The sequence below is a fragment of the Exiguobacterium sp. N5 genome (genome assembly GCF_025842465.1).
Lineage (GTDB): Bacteria > Bacillota > Bacilli > Exiguobacteriales > Exiguobacteriaceae > Exiguobacterium > Exiguobacterium profundum.
This window is the reverse complement of sequence record NZ_JAPAEP010000001.1, coordinates 2,022,398-2,040,639: the sequence shown is the minus strand read 5'-3', so window position 1 is coordinate 2,040,639 and position 18,242 is coordinate 2,022,398. Positions and strand designations below refer to the sequence as shown.

The 18,242-nt window shown below is 48.2% G+C and carries 26 protein-coding genes, 1 pseudogene and 1 riboswitch; of the genes and pseudogenes, 18 read left to right on the top strand and 9 right to left on the bottom strand.

Translation table 11 applies throughout. The features are described from left to right. Positions 1–47: 47 nt before the first annotated feature. On the bottom strand, positions 48–446 hold the full coding sequence (locus OKS35_RS10610) for a VOC family protein (RefSeq protein WP_264093037.1): 399 nt from the start codon (positions 444–446) through the stop codon (positions 48–50). Further along, positions 443–868: a VOC family protein gene (locus OKS35_RS10605; RefSeq protein WP_264093036.1), complete on the bottom strand. Its 426-nt coding sequence runs from the start codon at positions 866–868 to the stop codon at positions 443–445. The genes OKS35_RS10610 and OKS35_RS10605 overlap by 4 nt, the downstream gene beginning before the upstream one ends. 118 nt (positions 869–986) lie before the next feature. On the opposite strand from OKS35_RS10605, the gene OKS35_RS10600 reads away from it, so the two are divergent. After that, on the top strand, positions 987–1,244 hold the full coding sequence (locus OKS35_RS10600) for a hypothetical protein (RefSeq protein WP_264093035.1): 258 nt from the start codon (positions 987–989) through the stop codon (positions 1,242–1,244). Positions 1,245–1,262: 18 nt separating this feature from the next. After that, positions 1,263–1,463, top strand: a pseudogene (locus tag OKS35_RS10595) (GNAT family N-acetyltransferase); the annotation flags it as partial. Here the strand turns inward: OKS35_RS10595 and OKS35_RS10590 are convergent. The 4 genes from OKS35_RS10590 to OKS35_RS10575 form a co-directional block, all read right to left on the bottom strand. After that, positions 1,458–1,721 (bottom strand): hypothetical protein, encoded by a 264-nt coding sequence (locus OKS35_RS10590; protein ID WP_264093034.1) that lies wholly within the window; start codon positions 1,719–1,721, stop codon positions 1,458–1,460. The pseudogene OKS35_RS10595 and the gene OKS35_RS10590 overlap by 6 nt on opposite strands. A gap of 60 nt (positions 1,722–1,781) precedes the next feature. Then, the gene (thiW, locus tag OKS35_RS10585) at positions 1,782–2,267 is read right to left on the bottom strand and encodes an energy coupling factor transporter S component ThiW (protein ID WP_047794734.1); all 486 of its coding nucleotides are present in this window, start codon (positions 2,265–2,267) and stop codon (positions 1,782–1,784) included. A 66-nt stretch (positions 2,268–2,333) separates the two neighbouring features. Next, positions 2,334–2,432: riboswitch (TPP riboswitch) on the bottom strand. 45 nt (positions 2,433–2,477) lie between these two features. After that, on the bottom strand, positions 2,478–3,218 hold the full coding sequence (locus OKS35_RS10580; RefSeq protein WP_159563130.1) for a hypothetical protein: 741 nt from the start codon (positions 3,216–3,218) through the stop codon (positions 2,478–2,480). 73 nt (positions 3,219–3,291) lie between these two features. After that, positions 3,292–3,984, bottom strand: coding sequence for a hypothetical protein (locus OKS35_RS10575; RefSeq protein ID WP_012727617.1), 693 nt, complete (start codon positions 3,982–3,984; stop codon positions 3,292–3,294). A 93-nt stretch (positions 3,985–4,077) separates the two neighbouring features. On the opposite strand from OKS35_RS10575, the gene OKS35_RS10570 reads away from it, so the two are divergent. The 12 genes from OKS35_RS10570 to OKS35_RS10515 all read left to right on the top strand — a co-directional run bounded on the left by OKS35_RS10570 (position 4,078) and on the right by OKS35_RS10515 (position 13,510). Beyond that, positions 4,078–4,998, top strand: a complete 921-nt coding sequence (locus tag OKS35_RS10570; RefSeq protein WP_264093033.1) for an AAA family ATPase — start codon at positions 4,078–4,080, stop codon at positions 4,996–4,998. Positions 4,999–5,000: 2 nt separating this feature from the next. Then, the gene (locus OKS35_RS10565; protein WP_264093032.1) at positions 5,001–6,053 is read left to right on the top strand and encodes a DUF58 domain-containing protein; all 1,053 of its coding nucleotides are present in this window, start codon (positions 5,001–5,003) and stop codon (positions 6,051–6,053) included. Between the two features lie 62 nt (positions 6,054–6,115). Continuing rightward, a complete protein-coding gene (locus tag OKS35_RS10560; protein ID WP_264093031.1) occupies positions 6,116–6,655 on the top strand; it encodes a DUF402 domain-containing protein in 540 nt (179 codons plus the stop codon). Between the two features lie 49 nt (positions 6,656–6,704). Further along, positions 6,705–7,835: a tetratricopeptide repeat protein gene (locus tag OKS35_RS10555; protein WP_264093030.1), complete on the top strand. Its 1,131-nt coding sequence runs from the start codon at positions 6,705–6,707 to the stop codon at positions 7,833–7,835. A gap of 11 nt (positions 7,836–7,846) precedes the next feature. Then, on the top strand, positions 7,847–8,278 hold the full coding sequence (locus OKS35_RS10550) for a GNAT family N-acetyltransferase (protein WP_214815228.1): 432 nt from the start codon (positions 7,847–7,849) through the stop codon (positions 8,276–8,278). 131 nt (positions 8,279–8,409) lie between these two features. Next, positions 8,410–8,853 carry a MarR family winged helix-turn-helix transcriptional regulator gene (locus tag OKS35_RS10545; RefSeq protein ID WP_031421914.1) on the top strand — a complete coding sequence of 148 codons (444 nt, stop codon included), beginning with the start codon at positions 8,410–8,412 and terminating at the stop codon, positions 8,851–8,853. A gap of 27 nt (positions 8,854–8,880) precedes the next feature. Next, positions 8,881–9,873 carry a ring-cleaving dioxygenase gene (locus OKS35_RS10540; protein WP_041917956.1) on the top strand — a complete coding sequence of 331 codons (993 nt, stop codon included), beginning with the start codon at positions 8,881–8,883 and terminating at the stop codon, positions 9,871–9,873. Further along, positions 9,870–10,499, top strand: coding sequence for an NADPH-dependent FMN reductase (locus tag OKS35_RS10535; RefSeq protein ID WP_031421917.1), 630 nt, complete (start codon positions 9,870–9,872; stop codon positions 10,497–10,499). Before OKS35_RS10540 ends, OKS35_RS10535 begins: the two co-directional genes overlap by 4 nt. Before the next feature lie 90 nt (positions 10,500–10,589). After that, entirely contained in the window at positions 10,590–11,069 is a 480-nt protein-coding gene (locus tag OKS35_RS10530; RefSeq protein WP_264093029.1) for a hypothetical protein, read from the top strand. 40 nt (positions 11,070–11,109) lie between these two features. Next, positions 11,110–12,177 (top strand): saccharopine dehydrogenase family protein, encoded by a 1,068-nt coding sequence (locus OKS35_RS10525; protein ID WP_264093028.1) that lies wholly within the window; start codon positions 11,110–11,112, stop codon positions 12,175–12,177. Continuing rightward, the gene (locus tag OKS35_RS10520) at positions 12,174–12,671 is read left to right on the top strand and encodes an NUDIX hydrolase (protein WP_264093026.1); all 498 of its coding nucleotides are present in this window, start codon (positions 12,174–12,176) and stop codon (positions 12,669–12,671) included. Before OKS35_RS10525 ends, OKS35_RS10520 begins: the two co-directional genes overlap by 4 nt. Positions 12,672–12,715: 44 nt before the next feature. Continuing rightward, a complete protein-coding gene (locus tag OKS35_RS10515; protein WP_264093025.1) occupies positions 12,716–13,510 on the top strand; it encodes a GNAT family N-acetyltransferase in 795 nt (264 codons plus the stop codon). A 35-nt stretch (positions 13,511–13,545) separates the two neighbouring features. Here the strand turns inward: OKS35_RS10515 and OKS35_RS10510 are convergent, their stop codons facing one another. Then, the gene (locus tag OKS35_RS10510) at positions 13,546–14,331 is read right to left on the bottom strand and encodes an SDR family oxidoreductase (RefSeq protein ID WP_214733955.1); all 786 of its coding nucleotides are present in this window, start codon (positions 14,329–14,331) and stop codon (positions 13,546–13,548) included. A 73-nt stretch (positions 14,332–14,404) separates the two neighbouring features. Next, on the bottom strand, positions 14,405–14,719 hold the full coding sequence (locus OKS35_RS10505; RefSeq protein WP_264093023.1) for a hypothetical protein: 315 nt from the start codon (positions 14,717–14,719) through the stop codon (positions 14,405–14,407). Positions 14,720–14,861: 142 nt separating this feature from the next. Here OKS35_RS10505 and OKS35_RS10500 point away from each other — a divergent pair, with 142 nt between their 5' ends. From OKS35_RS10500 to OKS35_RS10490, 3 genes are read left to right on the top strand one after another with little or no spacing between them, the layout of a single operon-like run. After that, entirely contained in the window at positions 14,862–15,170 is a 309-nt protein-coding gene (locus tag OKS35_RS10500; protein WP_031421923.1) for a hypothetical protein, read from the top strand. A gap of 54 nt (positions 15,171–15,224) precedes the next feature. Beyond that, entirely contained in the window at positions 15,225–16,238 is a 1,014-nt protein-coding gene (locus OKS35_RS10495) for a S66 peptidase family protein (protein ID WP_264093022.1), read from the top strand. Further along, a complete protein-coding gene (locus tag OKS35_RS10490; RefSeq protein ID WP_264093021.1) occupies positions 16,235–16,825 on the top strand; it encodes an NUDIX hydrolase in 591 nt (196 codons plus the stop codon). Before OKS35_RS10495 ends, OKS35_RS10490 begins: the two co-directional genes overlap by 4 nt. Here OKS35_RS10490 and OKS35_RS10485 read toward each other — a convergent pair. Further along, positions 16,814–17,278 (bottom strand): GNAT family N-acetyltransferase, encoded by a 465-nt coding sequence (locus OKS35_RS10485; RefSeq protein ID WP_264093020.1) that lies wholly within the window; start codon positions 17,276–17,278, stop codon positions 16,814–16,816. The genes OKS35_RS10490 and OKS35_RS10485 overlap by 12 nt on opposite strands. Before the next feature lie 50 nt (positions 17,279–17,328). On the opposite strand from OKS35_RS10485, the gene OKS35_RS10480 reads away from it, so the two are divergent. Further along, on the top strand, positions 17,329–18,117 hold the full coding sequence (locus tag OKS35_RS10480) for a GNAT family N-acetyltransferase (protein ID WP_078147829.1): 789 nt from the start codon (positions 17,329–17,331) through the stop codon (positions 18,115–18,117). Positions 18,118–18,242: the final 125 nt, after the last annotated feature.

Below are 18,242 nucleotides of genomic sequence, written 5' to 3'. Positions count from 1 at the left end.
ACTAAACTACTATATATATTTTTATCCATGGTATTAAAAGCTGTAGATTATGTAATCTCGAACGTATCACGCAGTTCAATGATGGTTCCTTCCGGTGCTTTTAGTTTACTTAAATGTCCATCGACGACGAAGTAGATGTTGCCACCGTGCTTCGGCAAGAACGTGACACCTAGCTGTTCGAGTCGTGCGACTTCCGCTTCGAGATCGTCCACATAGAGAGCGAAATGGACGGGACCGGCCACATGTTTCGAGTAGTCTTGTAACGTTTCATCCGCTTTAGCAGTCTGGAGCTCAATATAAAAATCACCGAGCTTGAGCCAACTGTTGAAGTCACGCGTATGAAAGTTTGGCGACTCCTGGACGAGTTCAAAACCGAGCGCTTCGTAAAATGACTTCGATGCGGCATAATCCGGGGTTTGGATACAGATATGATGGATTTGTTTCATTGGTTGCTTCCTTTCGTTTGCAACTCTTTCACTCGATCACGGTGGAACGGAGAAGTCAACTCTTCTGAGATGAGGCTGATCGTATGTCCATCCGGGTCTCGTACGTCAAAACAGGACATACCACCGAAATCGTGAAGCGGGGTCGCAATTAGCCCTGCTTGTTCGAACGATTGATACGCGAGCTGAATGTCTTCACAGATGATATTGAAATAAACATGGGCTTGTCCAGACGCATCCTTAAATGTTGTAGGTTGCGTTGAAGTAGTTTGAATCAATCCGAGTTGAGTCGAGCCATCTGGCAGACAGATTCCGATGCCCCCTTCCCAGCGCCCGATTTCTTGGGCATAAAAATAAGTTATATACCAGTTCAGAGACTGTTCTACATCTGATACGGGAATGAAGATACTTCCGATTCGGAACATAAGATCTCCTCCTTTTCTATTGTTAGTGTAGCGAATACAAGCCTTCGAAGATACGGGAGAAGAAACTTTTTACGGGAGAAATCGTATGGAAGAAAGAGAAAATTAATGAGGTGAAAGCATGAAAGGAAATGAAATCACGATTCAACCGGTTGATGCAGTCAATCGAGAGGCGGTCATCGGCCTGACAGTGGACGAGAAACATTCCCGGTTCATCGAGACGAATGCCGAATCGCTTCAAGAGATGACTGAGGATACGAAATACGATTGGCAGAGCTTTGCATTTTATGAAGGCGAGCGGCCGGTTGGCTTCATGATGGTCGGGGCGGAAAACGAGACAGAACGTTATGTATGGCTCGATCGCTTCATGATTGATTAACATGAACAGGGGAAAGGCGTCGGAACAAAGTGTCTGCGCATGGCAGTGGAATTTATCCAGACACAATACGATGTGGATGATATCATCCTGAGTCTCCATCAAGAGAATGAAGCTGCGAAACGATTTTACGCAAAGAACGGCTTTGTCGACAGCGGCTTAATCGATGAATGGAACGGCGAAGCAATCTGGGTCTATCATACAAAAACCCGACCGTCATGAGTCGGTCGGGTTCTCGGATGGACTTGTTGTCTTCGTGGCATTCATGCCCATCGAAAAGAGAACGATAGCGCCAAACAAGAATAGGGAAACGAACCAGTTGTTTAGAAACGGATCGACAAACGTCGGTTCTTCCGGCCAGCTTCCTGTTGAGATTTGGGCGCTCCAACGGGTGTAGAGTGCAATGCGTTCGAGCGTATATAAGAGTCCGGACAAAAACAGCAAAATACCACCCGCTACAAGTTGATTGAAACGAGACATAAACCCCCTCCTCTATAGATGTTGTCTATAGTTTACCATTTTCATCCAAAAAGGGAGCTTTTATTTGAGTACGCTCGGTCGCAACTGTTTGACACGCGACAAGACGAGCCAACCGAGAAGCGCGCCCGTCAAACTAGAGGCAAGGAACGCCGGGACAAAGAAAAATGCACCGAACGTCGAACCCATCAACAGTTTTGCGTACGGGACGGCAATCAACGAAGCGATAACCCCAGTCCCGATGATTTCTCCGAGAGCGGCCGCATAGACACGGTTCGTGCGAACGAAGAAAATGCCGGCAAGAAACGCGCCAATCATGCCACCAGGGAATGCGAGCAGTGATCCTGTACCGGTCATGACGCGAATGAGTCCGGTGACGAAAGCGACGAGAACGGCTCCGATTGGACCGACGGTGACTGCGGCAATCACGTTCACCATATGTTGAATGGGATAAGCGCGGGCGACACCTGTGGGAATCGAAATGAACATCGAACCGACGACGGCGATGGCAACGAGCATTGCCATCCAAGTGAGTTGTTGAATACGCATGAATAGTCTCCTTTCAAAATAAAAACGCCACGTTTCCAGACGGAAAAATGGCGTGGACATACAGAGACGTATCCCAAGCCACTTCCCTACGCTGGTATGAGCCAGATCAGGTTCAAAGGGTCCGGCAAATGCCGTCTCAGCCCGAAGGCTCCCCTAGTGGTCGTTTATTGATTTGAGTATAGCATAGCTAAAATCGGAAAAGGGGCGAAATTATCCCTCATTCTTGGCTAACAGGTCCTCATAGTCCTTCTCGTTCCAAAAGAGCGGTGAGATGGATTCGGGGCCTTTTAAAATTTCTCCGTCCTGATCATATACGATGGCATACCCGCTCTCGACATCGAATACGAACAAGTCGGCAGTGACTTCGGTCACGCCGTTCCCGGCGATGATCACATCATCGATTGGCTCCCGTGCCAGTTCGACGCCCGCTTCATCGAGTTCGACGAGGAGAGCTGACGTGTAGGCATGGCGGTCATAGACCGTTTGGAATTCATCCTGCGTGAGGACGACATCGGTAGGTGGGGCACTTGTACCGAATTTCCGATTTTCAATCTCTTCAACGTATTGAAGGAAGGATTCCTCTTGCCAGAATAGCGGAGCGACCGACTCAGAACCATTGATCACCGTTCCGTCTTGACTGTCGAAAATGGTAGCATACGTCCCGTCATCGAGCTTGAATGGGTAAATATCCGCATACGTATGCTCGAGGCCGTTGCCTGCGATGATGACCCGTTCGAATGTCTCCCGAAACGGTTTGATTCCTTGTTGTTCAAGGGCAGTAAGGAGCGGTTTCGTTTGTTCGTATTGGTCATAGACGTCTTTAAAGTCCTCACGCGTCCATTCGGTGATGGGTTCATCGGGTGATTCGATTGGGGTTGGATTGTCTGCCACCGTATCTGTACAACCCGTGAGTAAAAGTGCACTTAATCCGAATATCGCCCATCGTCTCATGTTTCCATCCCCTTAACTGACATTTTCCACCATTTTATCATTCATGATGAAAAAGCAGAACCTGTGCACATTCTCACTCGGGGTGAGGACGTGTCGCGTAGGTATCGAGTGTTCTCTTGAAGTGAAGTGTATCTTCTTCAGAAATCGTCACACCTGAAGAGGTGCCGTAGCGAACCGCATGATAAACGGACGGGTTCATCGGTAAATCGATGCGTTGGAACCACTCTTGCAATGTCTCATGAGCACGCAATCGCTTGACTGGTACGAGAGATTGGTTGAATGTGATCAGTGCATCGCGAATCGGGACGTTCGTGAACGCTGTGAGCGTCGAAACGGACGAGGCGTTCTTGTGTTGTAGCGATTCTACAAACGGGTCTATGCTTGAATCATCATCATCTCGTGCGTTCGTCAAATGCCGTTTTCGTTTTCGATAGACATAGAAACTGAAGCAACAGAATGCGATCAAAGCGACGAATAGTCCGAGATTTCGTCGTGTTGATTCTCCAGATCCCGTGATTCTCTCAAAAAAGTGATGTTTTCCTTTTTGAGGATCCAATTCAAACGGGTAATCTGCTTTGGATTCACCAATTAAAATTCCATCATCCTCATCCGATAGGAGATCAGTTGGAAGACTATGACTTTCCTCGACCGGTATCGTTTCCGGGTTATAGAGCCACTCGAATACACTCGTCGCAATCACCATTATCGTAAAGGTGCCGAGGAGTGTGGCGACAATCATGAGAAGAAACTTGTTCGTCCAGCGCAAGAGGGTACCTCCTTTTGAATTTTCAGACTATTTGTTGTTTATCTTACCATAAAAAGGTAAAGTTTGATTAAGACAAAAAATGGAGGTCGTCATATGGGCATGGAGCAGGTCATCAAACAGTTGAACGAAGTGTATTTAGGAAAAGAGGATGTCGTACGCCTCTGTTGTACGGCGTTACTCGCGGAAGGACATATTCTATTAGAAGATGTGCCAGGCACGGGAAAAACGTTACTTGCCAAAACAATTGCGGCTAGCTTCGACGGGGTGTTTTCCCGGATTCAATTCACGGCCGACTTGTTACCGTCTGATGTGATCGGAGCAGACTATTTCAACATGCAGACGCAGACGTTCGATCATCGCCAAGGACCAATCTTTGCGAACATCGTCTTGATTGATGAAATCAACCGAGCGGTTCCACGAACGCAGTCCGCCTTGCTTGAGGCGATGGAAGAACGACAAGTTTCCATCGGGGGAGAGACATATCCGATGCCGAAACCATTTTTCGTCATCGCGACGCAAAACCCGATTGAATCAGCGGGGACGTTCCCCTTACCGGATGCCCAACTCGATCGCTTCTTGATTTCGATTCCAGTCGGTTATCCTGATTTTTCGGAAGAGAGAGAACTCCTCTTACAAGTCATGCGTCAAACACGGAAAATCGTGGAGGCGGTTGCGACGTTAGACGAGTTACGCCGCGCACAAGAAGAAGTGAAGCAAGTATCGATTCAAGATGATGTCCTCGATTATTTACTCGGGCTCGTTCATGCGACACGAGAACACCAATCTGTCGAGGTCGGTGTCAGTCCACGAGGAGCCATCGCGCTCATGCGAGCGTCTCAAAGTTATGCCTATCTGAACGATCGATTGTACGTCATTCCGGAAGATGTGAAAGCCGTGGCACCTTATGTATTGGCACATCGTCTGACGTTGACGCTTGAAGGAGGCATCAAATCAACGAAACAGGACATCATCCGTTACATCTTAGACACCGTTTCTGTTCCAGTCGAGGGCTGATGATGACGTTCTCGACACATAACGCCCTCCAGAAAGAGTGGATTCCGGTCTATGGATTCGCCGGGATAATTCTCGTATTCGTCCCGTATATGGAAATCGTCGGGTATGCGCTTTGTTTACTTGCAGGCATCGTCTGGTTCTTTGAGCGGACACGGAAACAGTTGGAACAAGCTCTTCGGCTTCACATACATAGCCATGAATCCCTTCTCTTTGTCGGGGATGAGACGGAGGTACAACTGATTTTAGATGGAAGTGAAGTCGTCGAACGACTCGGGCTTCCGGTTCGTGTTCGGCTGAAATCCAATACAGCGCTCAGTTTTCCAGCCCACGACCGGTCCCCGAATAGTTTGGATTTGACATTACGGACAGATCAGGCTCGTCAGATGCTTCACATTCAAGCCGAATTCCGAGGTCCTGCCTACATCGAAGAATGCATACTTGCTGTGACGCTCCCGTTTCATCTCGGGACGTACTTACTCGAGTGCCCCATCGAGAAGCGGTGGACGGTATTACCGTCCCTTACGTTACACCCACCGGTCGGCACGAAACGTTTAGCGCTTGGTGACCGGCCTTTGACCGCATCACCACTTCGGAATCCACTGCAGGTTCTGGGGTCAAAGCCTTATGAAGGGGAACCGGTAAAAGAGATTGACTGGGTCGCGACGGCAAAACTTGGACGAGTCCAGTCGAAAGTCTTTCAAAAGACATCGCTCGATACGTTCACGTTCGCAGTCGATTTGAGTGGGCCGTCCGGCTACACGTTACATCACGACTTCGAGTCGATCATCAGCCAAGTCGCATATGTGACGACCCGCCTCTTAAAAGAAGAGTGTAAAGTCGAGCTGTTCATCAACCGCTTCAACGGGGAAGGGAAGATGGAACATATCTCTCTTCAAGAGGGAGAGCGAGGTTCACGCCTCATCCTCTTGATGCTGGCCGACCTCCATCCCGGGAACCGTTTCATCTCGACAGACGCGTTCGTCCGTATGGTCGAGCGGAAACGCTTGAAGCAAAGTCATCTCGTCTGGTTCAATCAGCATAACCTGTATGACTAACAAGGAACTTTCCTTCTTCTGGCGAACTGTATCATACAGAGATGACCAAAGGGGAGATCCATATGGCAAAACGAAAGTATGCGAATCGACGAGACTGGGAACGGATTTTAAAGAACCGCTACGCGCAAATTCGTGTTCAGACGGAACAATTTTCAGGCGTCGTCGCCTTATTCCAAATCGATGAGGTTCGGGCACCATTATATAAAAAGCATAAAGGGGAAGAATTCATCGTGGCGGATGCCGGGTTTGCTTGGCTCCAATATTTCCCGGACAATGAACCGTTCGGTGTGACAGCGATGATCAATCCGGAAGGCGAAATCGTGCAGTGGTATATCGACCTCGTTGACCGAATCGGCGAAGAAAATGGCATTCCGTACATGGATGACTTGTTGCTCGATATTCTTGTATTTCCAAATGGCGATATCGTCAAAAAGGATGAGGATGAGTTCAAGGCGGCGGCTGAAAGCGGAGAATTGACGCCTGAACAGGTCGAACGTGGATGGCGTGAGTTCGAAGCGACGCTCGAACGGATCGAACGTGGAGACTTCATCTACTTTGATTTGGCAAAAGGACATTACGAACAGTTAAAACAAAAGCTATGAGCGAATTCACTCTCTCTGCTACAGTAAGAGCGTAGGAGGGGGAGTTTTTATGAAAAAAATTGAAATCGAGACGTGGGCACGACGTAAGCACTTCGCGTTTTTCAAAGCGTTTGATGCGCCACATTTCAATGTGACGGCAAACGTAGATGTCACGAACCTATATACATATGCCAAGGAGAGCAATCAATCGTTCTTCAAACTCTTTTTATACGGTGCGGTGAGAGCGGCGAACGCGATTCCAGAATTGCGCTATCGGATTCGTGGTGAAGAGGTCGTCGAACACGAGGTGGTCCACCCCTCGTTCACGGTCATGTTAGACGAGGATGTCTTCAACTTTTGTGCGGCCACGTTCAATGAGGATTTACCGACATTCTTACAGGAAGTGACGACGCGGATGGAGCAAGCTGGCGATGAAGTCGTGGTCGGGGATGACGAGCCCGACGACTTACTGTATATCACGAGTGTCCCGTGGATCACGTTCACGAGTATCATGCACCCGACGCATCAGCAACAACATGACAGCGTGCCACGCATCGCTTGGGGCAAGTTCGAACGCCAAGGCGAGCGTCTGGTCATGCCGTTATCCGTCCAAGCCCATCATGCACTCGTCGATGGAGTGCATATCGGCAAGTATTACGAAGCGCTCCAATCATGGTTAGACGAAGATTTTGCGAAGAAGGTGATCGACGCGCCAGAAGACCATGACTTTGATCGAGCCGTCCGTCTCCGTGAGGAGGGACAACTCGAGCAGGCGAAGCAACTGTTCTTGTCGCTCTTGCGGAAAGATGAAAAGAATCCGAGGTTACATGCGTACTGCGCGTGGTGCTATGACTCGCTCGGGGAAGAACGTCAAGCGGTCCCGCATTATGAACGGGCCATCCGACTCGGGTTGACGGGGGAAGAGTTGGCGGAATCATATCTCGGACTCGGCAGTACGTATCGGGCACTCGGACGATACACAGAAGCGGAACAGTTATTTGAAGAGGCAATCGAGCAATTTCCGAATCACGGGGCGCTCAAAGTGTTTCAAGCGATGACCCATTACAACGTCGGTCGCCATGAAGAAGCGACGGGAACATTACTCGAGCTGCTTGCAAGTCCGAAAGCGGACGAGAGCATCGCAAGGTACCGACGTGCCATCGCATTTTATGCAAGAAACTTAAATGAGACATATGACTAAAGGAGAATGACATGATTTCATTACGCCCGATCGATGCACAAAATTGGTATACATGCTGTCAATTGGCATTAAGTGACCAACAACAGTCGTATATGGAGCCGAATGCGATTTCGTTACTTCAAGCGATGTACGAACCGACGCTACGCCCGCGCGCAATTTATGAGGAAGAGACGATGGTCGGTTTCCTCATGTACAATACAGAGCTTGAAGAGTTGGATGCATGGTGGATTTACCGAATCATGATCGACCATGCTCATCAAGGCAAAGGGATTGGTCGACAAGCGACAGAGCTGATGCTTGAAGAAATCGGCGAGGGGAAACCGATTGTCGTTGGCTATCACCCCGAGAACGAGGCAGCGCATCACTTATATGAAAGCCTAGGATTTGTTGATGAAGGCCATCGATTCGGTCGCGAAATGGCTGTGATTCGGCGAGGAGAATGAGATGGGAACAACCCGTCTCATTTTTTTGAATCAAATCGATTGACGGAAGAATTGTCGCATGATATATTTATCTCGAATTAAAGATATTTGAATTTAAGTTAATGGCTCTCTTGGACAAAGGAGGGAGACAGATGGAACCATCTGATGCACTAAAAACAATTACTGTGCTGTTACGTGCCTCTCAGTCGTTACAAGACCTGGTGAAGCAGGAAGTGGCGTCTTACGGGTTAAACGCGACCGAGTTCGCCGTACTCGAGTTTTTATATCATAAAGGGGATCAACCGATTCAAGTCATCGGGAAGAAAATTCTCCTCTCGAGCGGAAGCATGACGTACGTCGTGGACCGGTTAGAAGAAAAAGGATATCTCATTCGTAAGGCTTGTCCGAGCGATCGTCGCATCACATACGCTGCGCTGACAGATGACGGAGAGCGTTTGATGCAAGATATTTTCCCTAAGCATACGGAGCATATGAACGCTGTGTTTGAAGGGATGCAATTAAACGAAACGATTGAACAGTTGAAACAAATAGGAAAGCGGGCAGAAGCCGCAAAAAATTTTAATCATGTATCTTGAAATCAAGATATAAAAGGAGAGAGAATGATGAATCATGTTAAAGGAATTCACCACGTCACAGCAATCACGAGTAGTGCCGAAAAAAACTACGATTTCTTCACTCACGTGTTAGGCATGCGTTTGGTGAAAAAAACGGTCAACCAGGACGACATTCAAACGTATCACTTATTCTTTGCGGACGATAAAGGAAACGCAGGGACAGATATGACCTTCTTCGACTTCCCAGGTATCCCGAAAGGTAAGCACGGAACGAATGAAATCGCGAAAACGTCGTTCCGCGTACCGACAGATGAAGCGTTGACGTATTGGGTCCGTCGCTTCGACCGTCTCGGCGTCGAGCACGAAGGGATTCAAGAACAGTTCGGGAAGAAGACGCTCTCGTTCATCGACTTTGATGAGCAGGCGTATCAACTCATCTCGGATGAGTTCAACGAAGGCATCGCGTCGGGCGAGCCGTGGAAGAACGGTCCAATCCCGCTTGAATACGCGATTACGGGACTCGGTCCAATCTTTATTCGCATCGCAGATATCACATATTTCAAACAAGTGATGGAGCAAGTGATGCTGTTTAAAGAGATCGGGCGAGAAGGTGATGTGTATCTCTTTGAAGGAGGTGAAGGTGGAAACGGAGCGCAAGTGATCGTCATTCACGACGAGACATCTCCACAAGCGCGTCAAGGGTTCGGTACCGTGCACCATGTCGCATTCCGTGTCGAAGACCGTAGCGTCCTCGATGAATGGACAGCACGTCTCCAACAGTTCGGTTTGCCGACTTCTGGCTACGTCGATCGCTTCTTCTTTGAATCATCCTATGCACGTGTCGCGCCGCAAATTTTGTTCGAATGGGCGACAGATGGACCTGGATTCATGGGAGACGAGCCGTACGAGACGGTCGGTGAGAAGTTGTCACTCCCGCCGTTCCTCGAAGCGAAACGTTCGCAAATCGAGGCGATGGTACGACCAATCGATACGGTCAGAAGCACGAAAACATTTGAGAAAGAATATGAGGGCATGAAATGAGTTTCTTAAATCGCTTGTTTGGAAAATCAGATGCATCACAACATAACCAAGGAGGAACTACTATGTTAAACATCGGAATCGTACTCGGATCAACTCGTGAAGGTCGCGTCAGTCCACAAGTCGGGGAATGGGTGAAAGAACTCGCCGACAAACGTGGCGATGCCAACTATGAAGTCATCGACATCGCAGACTACAACTTGCCACTTCTCGGCGAAGCGGGTCAGGACGCATCTGGCGTTGCAGCCTGGTCGGAGAAAATTGCGCAAATGGACGGATTCATCTTCATCGTCCAAGAATATAACCATTCCATCTCAGCATCTCTTAAAAACGCACTCGACTACTTACGCGTCGAATGGAACAACAAAGCAGCCGGAATCGTCTCTTACGGTTCTGTTGGTGGAGCACGGGCAACAGAACATTTACGGGGCATTTTGAGTGAATTGTCAATCGCTCACGTACGTGTCCATCCTGCACTCTCACTCTTCACGGACTTCGAGAACGGTACGCATTTCGCTCCGAAAGAAGTTCAAGCACAATCGGTAAACGATATGCTCGACCAACTCCTTCCATGGACGGAAGCGATGCAATCGGTCCGTACGAAAGCCGGAGAAGTTGCAAACAATTAACAAATCGCGAAGCCAGCCTGAATTTAGGCTGGTTTTTGTGCGTTTTCAGAACAGGTCGTGTAAAGTTGGAAGGGATTAGGGGGAGTGCAGATGTGGAATCGTAAAATCGTCACAGCATCCATCGCTTCGCCCGTCTATGCGATTCTGTTAGCGTGTGGGGTCACTATGATGGGTGTACGAGAAAATGGAGGGATGAGTGGCGTACTGAATGGCTTCCTTTTGATGACGGTTGCCTATGTAGCGGTCAGTTTTCCGATTATGTTGACCTACGGTGTCGTGATCTCATGGTGCAGTGACTGGTTGGCGAATCGACTCAGTTCGAAACGATTCAGGTGGTTCACTTCGCTTGTTTTACATATACTATTCGGGCTCGTCTTGTCATGGCTCAGTCTTCTCGCAGCGACCTTGTTTTACTTGGTGGATCGTCTACTACAGCATCGAGGAGACATAACAAAACTACAAACAGTGAAAAGTCTGCTCATCCCAATCGGATATTTGCTTATTGTAACGGGAAGTGTGTATATCATCGATGTCATCCAAGATCTTTTCGTTCGATTCAACTTCTTTTAGGGAAACGAACAAGGATACATTAACATAAGGAGGGGTAAAAATGAGATGGATGATTTATGGGGCGAATGGCTATACGGGTGAGCTGATTGCACGACAAGCCGCTCGTGACGGAATGCGTCCGGTTCTTGCCGGACGAAACGCAAGAGCGATTCATCGCCTAGGAGATGAACTGGGTTGCGAAACATCGATTTTCGCATTGAGTCGTGAAGCCGCAATCGAGGCGCTTCACGATGTAGATTTAGTCCTTCATTGTGCAGGTCCTTTCACGGATACGAGCCAAGTGATGATCGAGGCATGTCTAGAGACAGGTACGCATTACTTAGATATTACCGGGGAAATCGAAGTGTTCGAATATATCCATTCTAAACAGCGAGCGGCTCAAGCCAAAGAACGTGGTGTGATTTTATGCTCGGGTGTCGGATTTGATGTCATTCCGACCGACTGTGTCGCGCGAAAATTAAAAGAGTTGATACCGGATGCGACAACACTCGCTCTTGGCTTTTCGGCGGCAGCCGGCATCTCACCAGGAACCATGAAGACGGCCGTTCGTGGACTAGGGTCGAGTAGTGTGGAACGTGTGAACGGCAAATTATCATCATTTCCAATTGGGGCAAAGCGGAGAACGATTGATTTTGGTCGCGGAAGCCGTACCGCCATTGCGATTCCGTGGGGAGACGTTTCGACCGCCTACTACACGACGGACATTCCGAATATTACGACTTGGGTTCCTGTACCGACAGCGGCCGCCTATGCTGCTCGCGCTTTGTCATGGTTCAGCCCGATTCTCGGAAAAGAGGCCGTGCAGGAACGCTTGCTCCGTTATGTCGACGAAAACGTATCGGGACCAGACGAGGCTGTACGTGAAAAATCATCGACGTACGTATGGGGCGAAGCAACGAATGAGGAAGGACGAAAAGTAGTCGTCCGTATTCAAACGGCAAGTACGTATGCCTTCACTGTTTACGGGGCGCTCGCCGTCGTCAAGCGATTGCTCGGTTCGGGTGGGATGCTTGCCGGAAGCTTTACACCAGCCATGCTATTCGGATCTCACTTTATCGAAGAGATTCAAGGTTCCTCTTCGTTCGTGATTGATGAAATTCGTCCATGAATCGAGAAGTATGGGATTTACTCGACGAAAACCGGCAACCGCTCGGTCGAACGCACTTTCGTGGGGATGAATTAGAGCCGCATACGTTTCACACGGTCATCGAAGTGTTCACGTTCGATCCAGATGGGAGATTATTGTTGTCGAAGCGTCATCCGGATAAGACGTATCCGCTTCTGTGGGAAGGGACGGGCGGCTCGATTTTGGCTGGAGAAACGAGTCGACAAGGTGCGGTCCGTGAGCTAAAAGAAGAGTTAGGACTATATGTATTGCCTGAGCAACTCCGGTTCGTGACAACGATTGAGCGGGGCACATATTTCTTGGATATGTATTGTCTCGTGTGCAAGAAACCGATTGACCTCGAACAACTATTACTGCAAGCAGATGAAGTCGTCGATGTGACGTTACAAAAGTGGGAGACGGTCCTTGAGTGTGTAGAACTCGTCCCTTCTGTCCGGGAACGGCTGATTCAATACGGTCATCTCATCCGACCGTGAACATATGTTACACTCAACAGGGAATATACAAGGGAGGGAACAGCGTGAATCGTTTAGAATTGGCACGGCGTATCGAACGCATCAAAGCAGAGGGGACGTCTGCTTACATTCGACATCGTAAACAAACCCCTCCCTATGAAGGTGCGGAACTACACGTAGAAGGAAAAGGTCATGTGTTCAAAATGGGGAATATGAGTTTTGCGGTCGGATTTGGATTGAATCGATCGACAAGCTTTTACGACCTGCATCAAATGGAAAAATGGGTGCGCGGGAAAAATGTCTCGCGTCTACATATTGAGGTTTGTCCATTAGCGGAAGATTCCTTGCTCCGCTTATTGCAAGAACGTAACTACACGCTCGATCATTTTTTGGACGTATGGACGTTAGATTTGACACAGCATGCCTCCACATCTGTACCGACCCAGGTCGAAAAAGTGAAGGATGAGACACTCCATGAGTGGGCATACGCCGTTGCGGCTGGATTCGCCGAGTCGGGCACAATCCTTCAAGAGACGGTCGATACAGCCAAAGGCTTTTACGCACTACCGAGTAATCATGCTTATCTCGTGCGAGAAGAGGATGCTGTCGTAGCGGGTGGGATTTTAGCCACGCAAGACGGGATTGGAGAGTTGTTTCTGACGAGCACCGTTCCGACGTATCGGCAAAAAGGGTACCAGACACAACTTATTTTGGAACGAATTGCCGAAGCGAAAGCACTTGGATGCAATCTGTTGACGGTTACGACGAAAGTCGATTCGGCGTCTGGTCGCAATATGGAACGGCTTGGATTTCAGCCGTTCTATCAAAAAGCGGTCATGAAAAGTCCAATCCTTAAATGAGCAGGTCGCCTCGGGTGAGGTGACCTGCTTTTCGATTACAAGAGTGATTCAGCCCCATCGACGTATACTTCAGAGCCGGTCACGTGGCTCGACATGTTGCTCGCGAAAAATAAGACGACATCGGCGACTTGTTTCGCGGAGCCCGATTTTCCGGCAAGCGGTTGATTCCCAAGTGGATATTCGATTGGAATGACGACTTCTTCGAGCAACGCATCGTCTCGATTGGTCGAATCGTCAATATTCGTATCGATGGCCCCGGGACAGATGGAATTGACACGAATCCCGAATTGAGCGAGTTCCGCAGCAGCCATTTTCGCAAAGCCGGTTTGACCTGCTTTCGTCGTCGCGTAGCCACTGAATCCGAAATTTTTAAAATAGCGGTTCCCGTTAATCGATGAAGTGATAATGATACTCCCGCCATTCTCTTTCAAATGGGGAATAGCATGTTTGACGGTCAAAAAGGTTCCAGTGAGGTTCGTCTCCACCACGCCATTCCAATCATCCAATGATAAATGTTCAATCGGTGTGATGGTCCCGTTTCGACCGGCGTTCGCGAAGACGATATCGAGTTGACCAAATCGTTCCATTGTCCGTTCGTAGGCCTCTTTCATTGCGGATTCATCCGACACATCTGCACTGATGCCGATAGCGCGTTCTTCCCCGACAAGGCTTGCGAGACGCATCGCATCTTCTTCATTCAAATCGACAATGGCGACTTTTGCTCCGGCTTGAACGAAGCGGATGACCGCGGCACGTCCGATTCCGGAGGCTGCCCCGGTCACAAACGCTACTTTTCCAGATAGTAATTTATTTGAAATCAATCCGATCACTCCTTTTTATGATTCTGTTCTCATATTCCACAGTTCTGGAAAAGTTACGCTTCATTTCAAAAAATCATGGAGCGGTGACTTCGATGGTGCGTGCGATGTTCAAGTTCGAATCCGTCGGGATGACCTCGATTGTCACCAGTTGGCCGCTCTGTAACCCTTGTACGCTATTGACGATGCCGGTGACTTCGGTTTGATCATTGATTAAGATGACACGCAATGTGACTTCTTTAGAGGATTCGGTAGATTCAATCAATATTTGGGGGATATCGACTCGTTCAATCTGTCCCTCGACTAAGTTGTCATTCCACGTGCTCATCCAATAAACGGCGACTAAAAAAAGACCGAGAAAGATTAAGGCAAAGGTTAATCGTGAACGCATGCACACCTCACTCCTTTGTTGTCCCGTTTCGCATCTTGTCTAATTTACCTTTACCCGGAAATTCTCTCGTTACTTGAAAAAATAGTAGGAATCACAAGAAAAATGGGGAATAGAAAGGAAAACGAAAAGGTGAGGTGTGGGCATGTGGATGATGGTTGGTGCGCTAGGATTGGTTGCTTGTGTATGGATCGCGTTCGGTTGGTTCACCATTGGTAATGCAAAGCGACGGGTATGGGGAGGTCTTTTTTCACTCAGTATGACTTGCCTGTTCGCACCGCTCTTCCTCGTGAAACTGGGAGAACAGTATGGATTTGTGGGGATTCAAGTAGGGTTGACCGCTTTATTTGGTGTACTCGCAGGTGCATTTTTCTTTGTGGCACTCGGATGGACAGGACGCCCGGCGAAAGTTCGAAAAGTGAGAACGTTATCGGAAGACCCTGATTTATTTTGAAGCATGACTTACCACTCCTACGGTATAATGCGGTCATAATGATGTTACGAGGGAGTGGGGATCATAATTAAACCGCCAAAGTTGCAAGTGGGGGATACGATAGGGATCATTACGCCTTCTTTTCCGGCACCTGTTCAGTTTGAGGGGCGTTACCAACGTGGGGTTGAACAGCTCAAGCGGATGGGATTCAAGGTGAAAGAGGGCACGTGTACATATAAAACAGAAGGATATCGGTCCTCGTCCATTCAGGATCGTGCTGACGAATTGAACGCATTTTTACATGATCCTGAAGTGAAAGCGATCATCAGTACAATCGGTGGAACGAATTCCAACTCGTTGTTACCATATATCGATTATGAACAACTCCGACGTCATCCAAAAATCATCATGGGATATAGTGATGTCACGGCAATCTTGATGGCCTGTTATGCCAAAACGGACGTCGTCACATTTTACGGTCCGGCAATCGTCCCCTCATTTGGTGAATACGGAGGGATGTTCGAGACGGGGGAGCAATATGTCAAAGACATTCTCTGTTTAGAACGAACGGCTCCGTTTCAGTTACATATCCCTGATGAATGGACGGAAGAGATGCTCGATTGGTCGACGCAACAACGTGTCAAGACGTTCCAACCGAATGAAGGATGGATTTCTCTGAAGGATGGAAAGGCACAAGGAACGTTGATTGGCGGGAATCTGAACACGATGTCTGGGTTCTTCAAGTCGGATTATTATCCCGATTTGAAAGGCGCGATTCTATTCCTAGAAGACTCGTTTAAGACGATGGCTGAAGAAGAACGTTCGCTTAGTATGCTGAAGCTGGCGGGTGTGTTTGATGAGATTTCGGGTCTGATTATCGGGAAGCACGAGCATTTTCAAAATCAATCAGCTCCCTTCTCATTCAACGACTTGTTGCTTGAAATCATCGGAGAAAAAGATTTTCCGATTTTGACGAATGTCGATATCGGTCACACGTTTCCATCACACGTTTTCCCGATTGGCATTCAAGTTGAGTTAGATACGACGAATGGGGTTATCCGATTTTTAGAAGATGGGGTGTCGGAATGAAGGAGCACCTCACTATTTTTGACGAGAATCACCGGAAAATAGGGGAGAAGGAGCGAAATCAAGTTCATGTTGACGGGGATTGGCATGAGACGTTCCACTGCTGGTTCTGGAAAGAAGACCTCATCTATCTTCAGCGGAGGAGCATGGAGAAACAGGATTTTCCCGGGAAATATGATATTACGGCAGCGGGACACCTCGCAACAGATGAGACAATAGCGAATGGCGTTCGTGAAATTGAAGAAGAGCTCGGACTGTCATTGACGTTCGAACAGCTCACCTTTATGGGAATCTTTGAAGATGTGATTGAACTGGACGAGTTTCTTGATCGCGAGTTTGCACATACGTATTGCTATCTCTATCAAGGTGAGCCGATTCATTTTGACGACCAGGAAGTGATGGATGTCGTAGCTGTTCAAAGAAATGAACTGAGGTCGCTGACAGAAGGATGCATGTGTACGATTGAAGGATGCTCTCTTATGACGAATCATCTTGTTCAAATCACGCAAGCCGATTTAGTTCCGCATCTTCAGACTTACTGGCAAAACATATTTGAGAGTTTGACACGAATGGATGCTTTAAATCGTTAAGGAAAGAATACGCTGTTCGCCGATCGGTCCACCGATTCGACGTCCGGTATCGCTCCACCCAACGCTCATATAAAGGCAGAAAGCGGCTTCGTTTTTCAGATTGACCGACAGGACGATTTCACGAATATGAGGGAAATGTTGCTTTACGAACTGCGGAAGTGCTTGGAGTGCCGCTTTAGCGTAGCCTTTCCCTTGGTCCTCATAGTTAATGGCAAAGGCGGAGAAGAGCAAAGCATTCGACTCGGTCGTATAGGAAATGACGCGTCCGTTGTCATGCAGTAAGAACATCCCGACTGGTTTCGATGCGACGATGACAATCGGATGAACGCCATCAGGTAATGGATCATCCATGTCTTTGGGCAGGGTCGTATACTTTTCTTGGTCCGTCGGTAGTGCGAACGTATTGAGAATCGATTGATGCGTATCATTTCGATATTCGAGCGTAATTTTCATAAGGAGTCTCCTTCGGGCTTTATTGATTTTCATTCAGAAAGGAGAATTATATGTCGACACAGTTTACATACCGTCAAAATCCACCATTACAAGATTTATACCGCGCGTTTATGAGCGGTTTTTCTGATTATATTATTCCGTTTCAATTTGATGAGCAGACTTTCGAAGATGTTTTTCTTGTTCGTGATCAAAATCAGCCGTCCCGTTCCATTGTAGCCTATGATGGTGAAGAACCTGTCGGTGTCGTGTTAACCGGGATTGCACATCTTGATTCAGGATGGCAGACACGTTGTGGTGGGCTTGCTGTCGCCCCACATGTCCGAAAAGCAGGAGTCGCGACCGAATTGATGAAACGATTTGAAGAGGCGGCAGTAGGCACTCGTTTACTCGAAGTCATTCAAGGCAATGATGCGGCAGTGTCTCTCTATGAACGACTAGGTTACGAAACGACTCGAGAAATTCTCTACTTCCAAGCGGTGTCATTAGAAACGAACGCAGACATGACGTATGAACCGATTCAAACGTTATTTGATGAGTTGTATCCGGCGGCGAGTCACGTTCCGATTTGGCAACGCGATGTGCGCGTGACCCAACAAGCTGCTGAGTTAGTGAAAGTCGTAGAAGGGAATCGAATAGGATTTTTGTTATACCGCGATCACGTCTTGCTCGATGTTTTTGGACAAGCAGAAGAAGCGGAATGGCTATTGCGGGCGGCCGCGAGCCGATCCCCACTTCATGTCACGTTGACATCAGACCGTCCTGAATGGGTCGAAGCGGCACGACGATTGGGATTTGTCCAAGACGAGATTGCCCAATTTGAAATGGTGAAGGACGCTTGATGAAGCGGTTGTTGGTCATCTGTATCATTGCGCTGATTAGTGGAAATACCGCGACCCTGATTGCGCTGACAACAAATCTTTCTCCCGACCTGTCGCGAGGTATACTAGTAGTTAGTGTGAGTGTA

Bases quoted from the DNA above. Each gene is read 5' to 3' on its own strand.
- OKS35_RS10605 (WP_264093036.1), bottom strand. From the start codon at position 868: ATGTTCCGAATCGGAAGTATCTTCATTCCCGTATCAGATGTAGAACAG.
- OKS35_RS10535 (WP_031421917.1), top strand. From the start codon at position 9,870: ATGAGTTTCTTAAATCGCTTGTTTGGAAAATCAGATGCATCACAACAT.
- OKS35_RS10565 (WP_264093032.1), top strand. From the start codon at position 5,001: ATGACGTTCTCGACACATAACGCCCTCCAGAAAGAGTGGATTCCGGTC.
- OKS35_RS10540 (WP_041917956.1), top strand. From the start codon at position 8,881: ATGAATCATGTTAAAGGAATTCACCACGTCACAGCAATCACGAGTAGT.
- OKS35_RS10525 (WP_264093028.1), top strand. From the start codon at position 11,110: ATGAGATGGATGATTTATGGGGCGAATGGCTATACGGGTGAGCTGATT.
- OKS35_RS10550 (WP_214815228.1), top strand. From the start codon at position 7,847: ATGATTTCATTACGCCCGATCGATGCACAAAATTGGTATACATGCTGT.
- OKS35_RS10590 (WP_264093034.1), bottom strand. From the start codon at position 1,721: ATGTCTCGTTTCAATCAACTTGTAGCGGGTGGTATTTTGCTGTTTTTG.
- OKS35_RS10490 (WP_264093021.1), top strand. From the start codon at position 16,235: ATGAAGGAGCACCTCACTATTTTTGACGAGAATCACCGGAAAATAGGG.
- OKS35_RS10530 (WP_264093029.1), top strand. From the start codon at position 10,590: ATGTGGAATCGTAAAATCGTCACAGCATCCATCGCTTCGCCCGTCTAT.
- OKS35_RS10570 (WP_264093033.1), top strand. From the start codon at position 4,078: ATGGGCATGGAGCAGGTCATCAAACAGTTGAACGAAGTGTATTTAGGA.
- thiW (WP_047794734.1), bottom strand. From the start codon at position 2,267: ATGCGTATTCAACAACTCACTTGGATGGCAATGCTCGTTGCCATCGCC.
- OKS35_RS10485 (WP_264093020.1), bottom strand. From the start codon at position 17,278: ATGAAAATTACGCTCGAATATCGAAATGATACGCATCAATCGATTCTC.
- OKS35_RS10600 (WP_264093035.1), top strand. From the start codon at position 987: ATGAAAGGAAATGAAATCACGATTCAACCGGTTGATGCAGTCAATCGA.
- OKS35_RS10580 (WP_159563130.1), bottom strand. From the start codon at position 3,218: ATGAGACGATGGGCGATATTCGGATTAAGTGCACTTTTACTCACGGGT.
- OKS35_RS10555 (WP_264093030.1), top strand. From the start codon at position 6,705: ATGAAAAAAATTGAAATCGAGACGTGGGCACGACGTAAGCACTTCGCG.
- OKS35_RS10480 (WP_078147829.1), top strand. From the start codon at position 17,329: ATGTCGACACAGTTTACATACCGTCAAAATCCACCATTACAAGATTTA.
- OKS35_RS10560 (WP_264093031.1), top strand. From the start codon at position 6,116: ATGGCAAAACGAAAGTATGCGAATCGACGAGACTGGGAACGGATTTTA.
- OKS35_RS10505 (WP_264093023.1), bottom strand. From the start codon at position 14,719: ATGCGTTCACGATTAACCTTTGCCTTAATCTTTCTCGGTCTTTTTTTA.
- OKS35_RS10610 (WP_264093037.1), bottom strand. From the start codon at position 446: ATGAAACAAATCCATCATATCTGTATCCAAACCCCGGATTATGCCGCA.
- OKS35_RS10520 (WP_264093026.1), top strand. From the start codon at position 12,174: ATGAATCGAGAAGTATGGGATTTACTCGACGAAAACCGGCAACCGCTC.
- OKS35_RS10545 (WP_031421914.1), top strand. From the start codon at position 8,410: ATGGAACCATCTGATGCACTAAAAACAATTACTGTGCTGTTACGTGCC.
- OKS35_RS10500 (WP_031421923.1), top strand. From the start codon at position 14,862: ATGTGGATGATGGTTGGTGCGCTAGGATTGGTTGCTTGTGTATGGATC.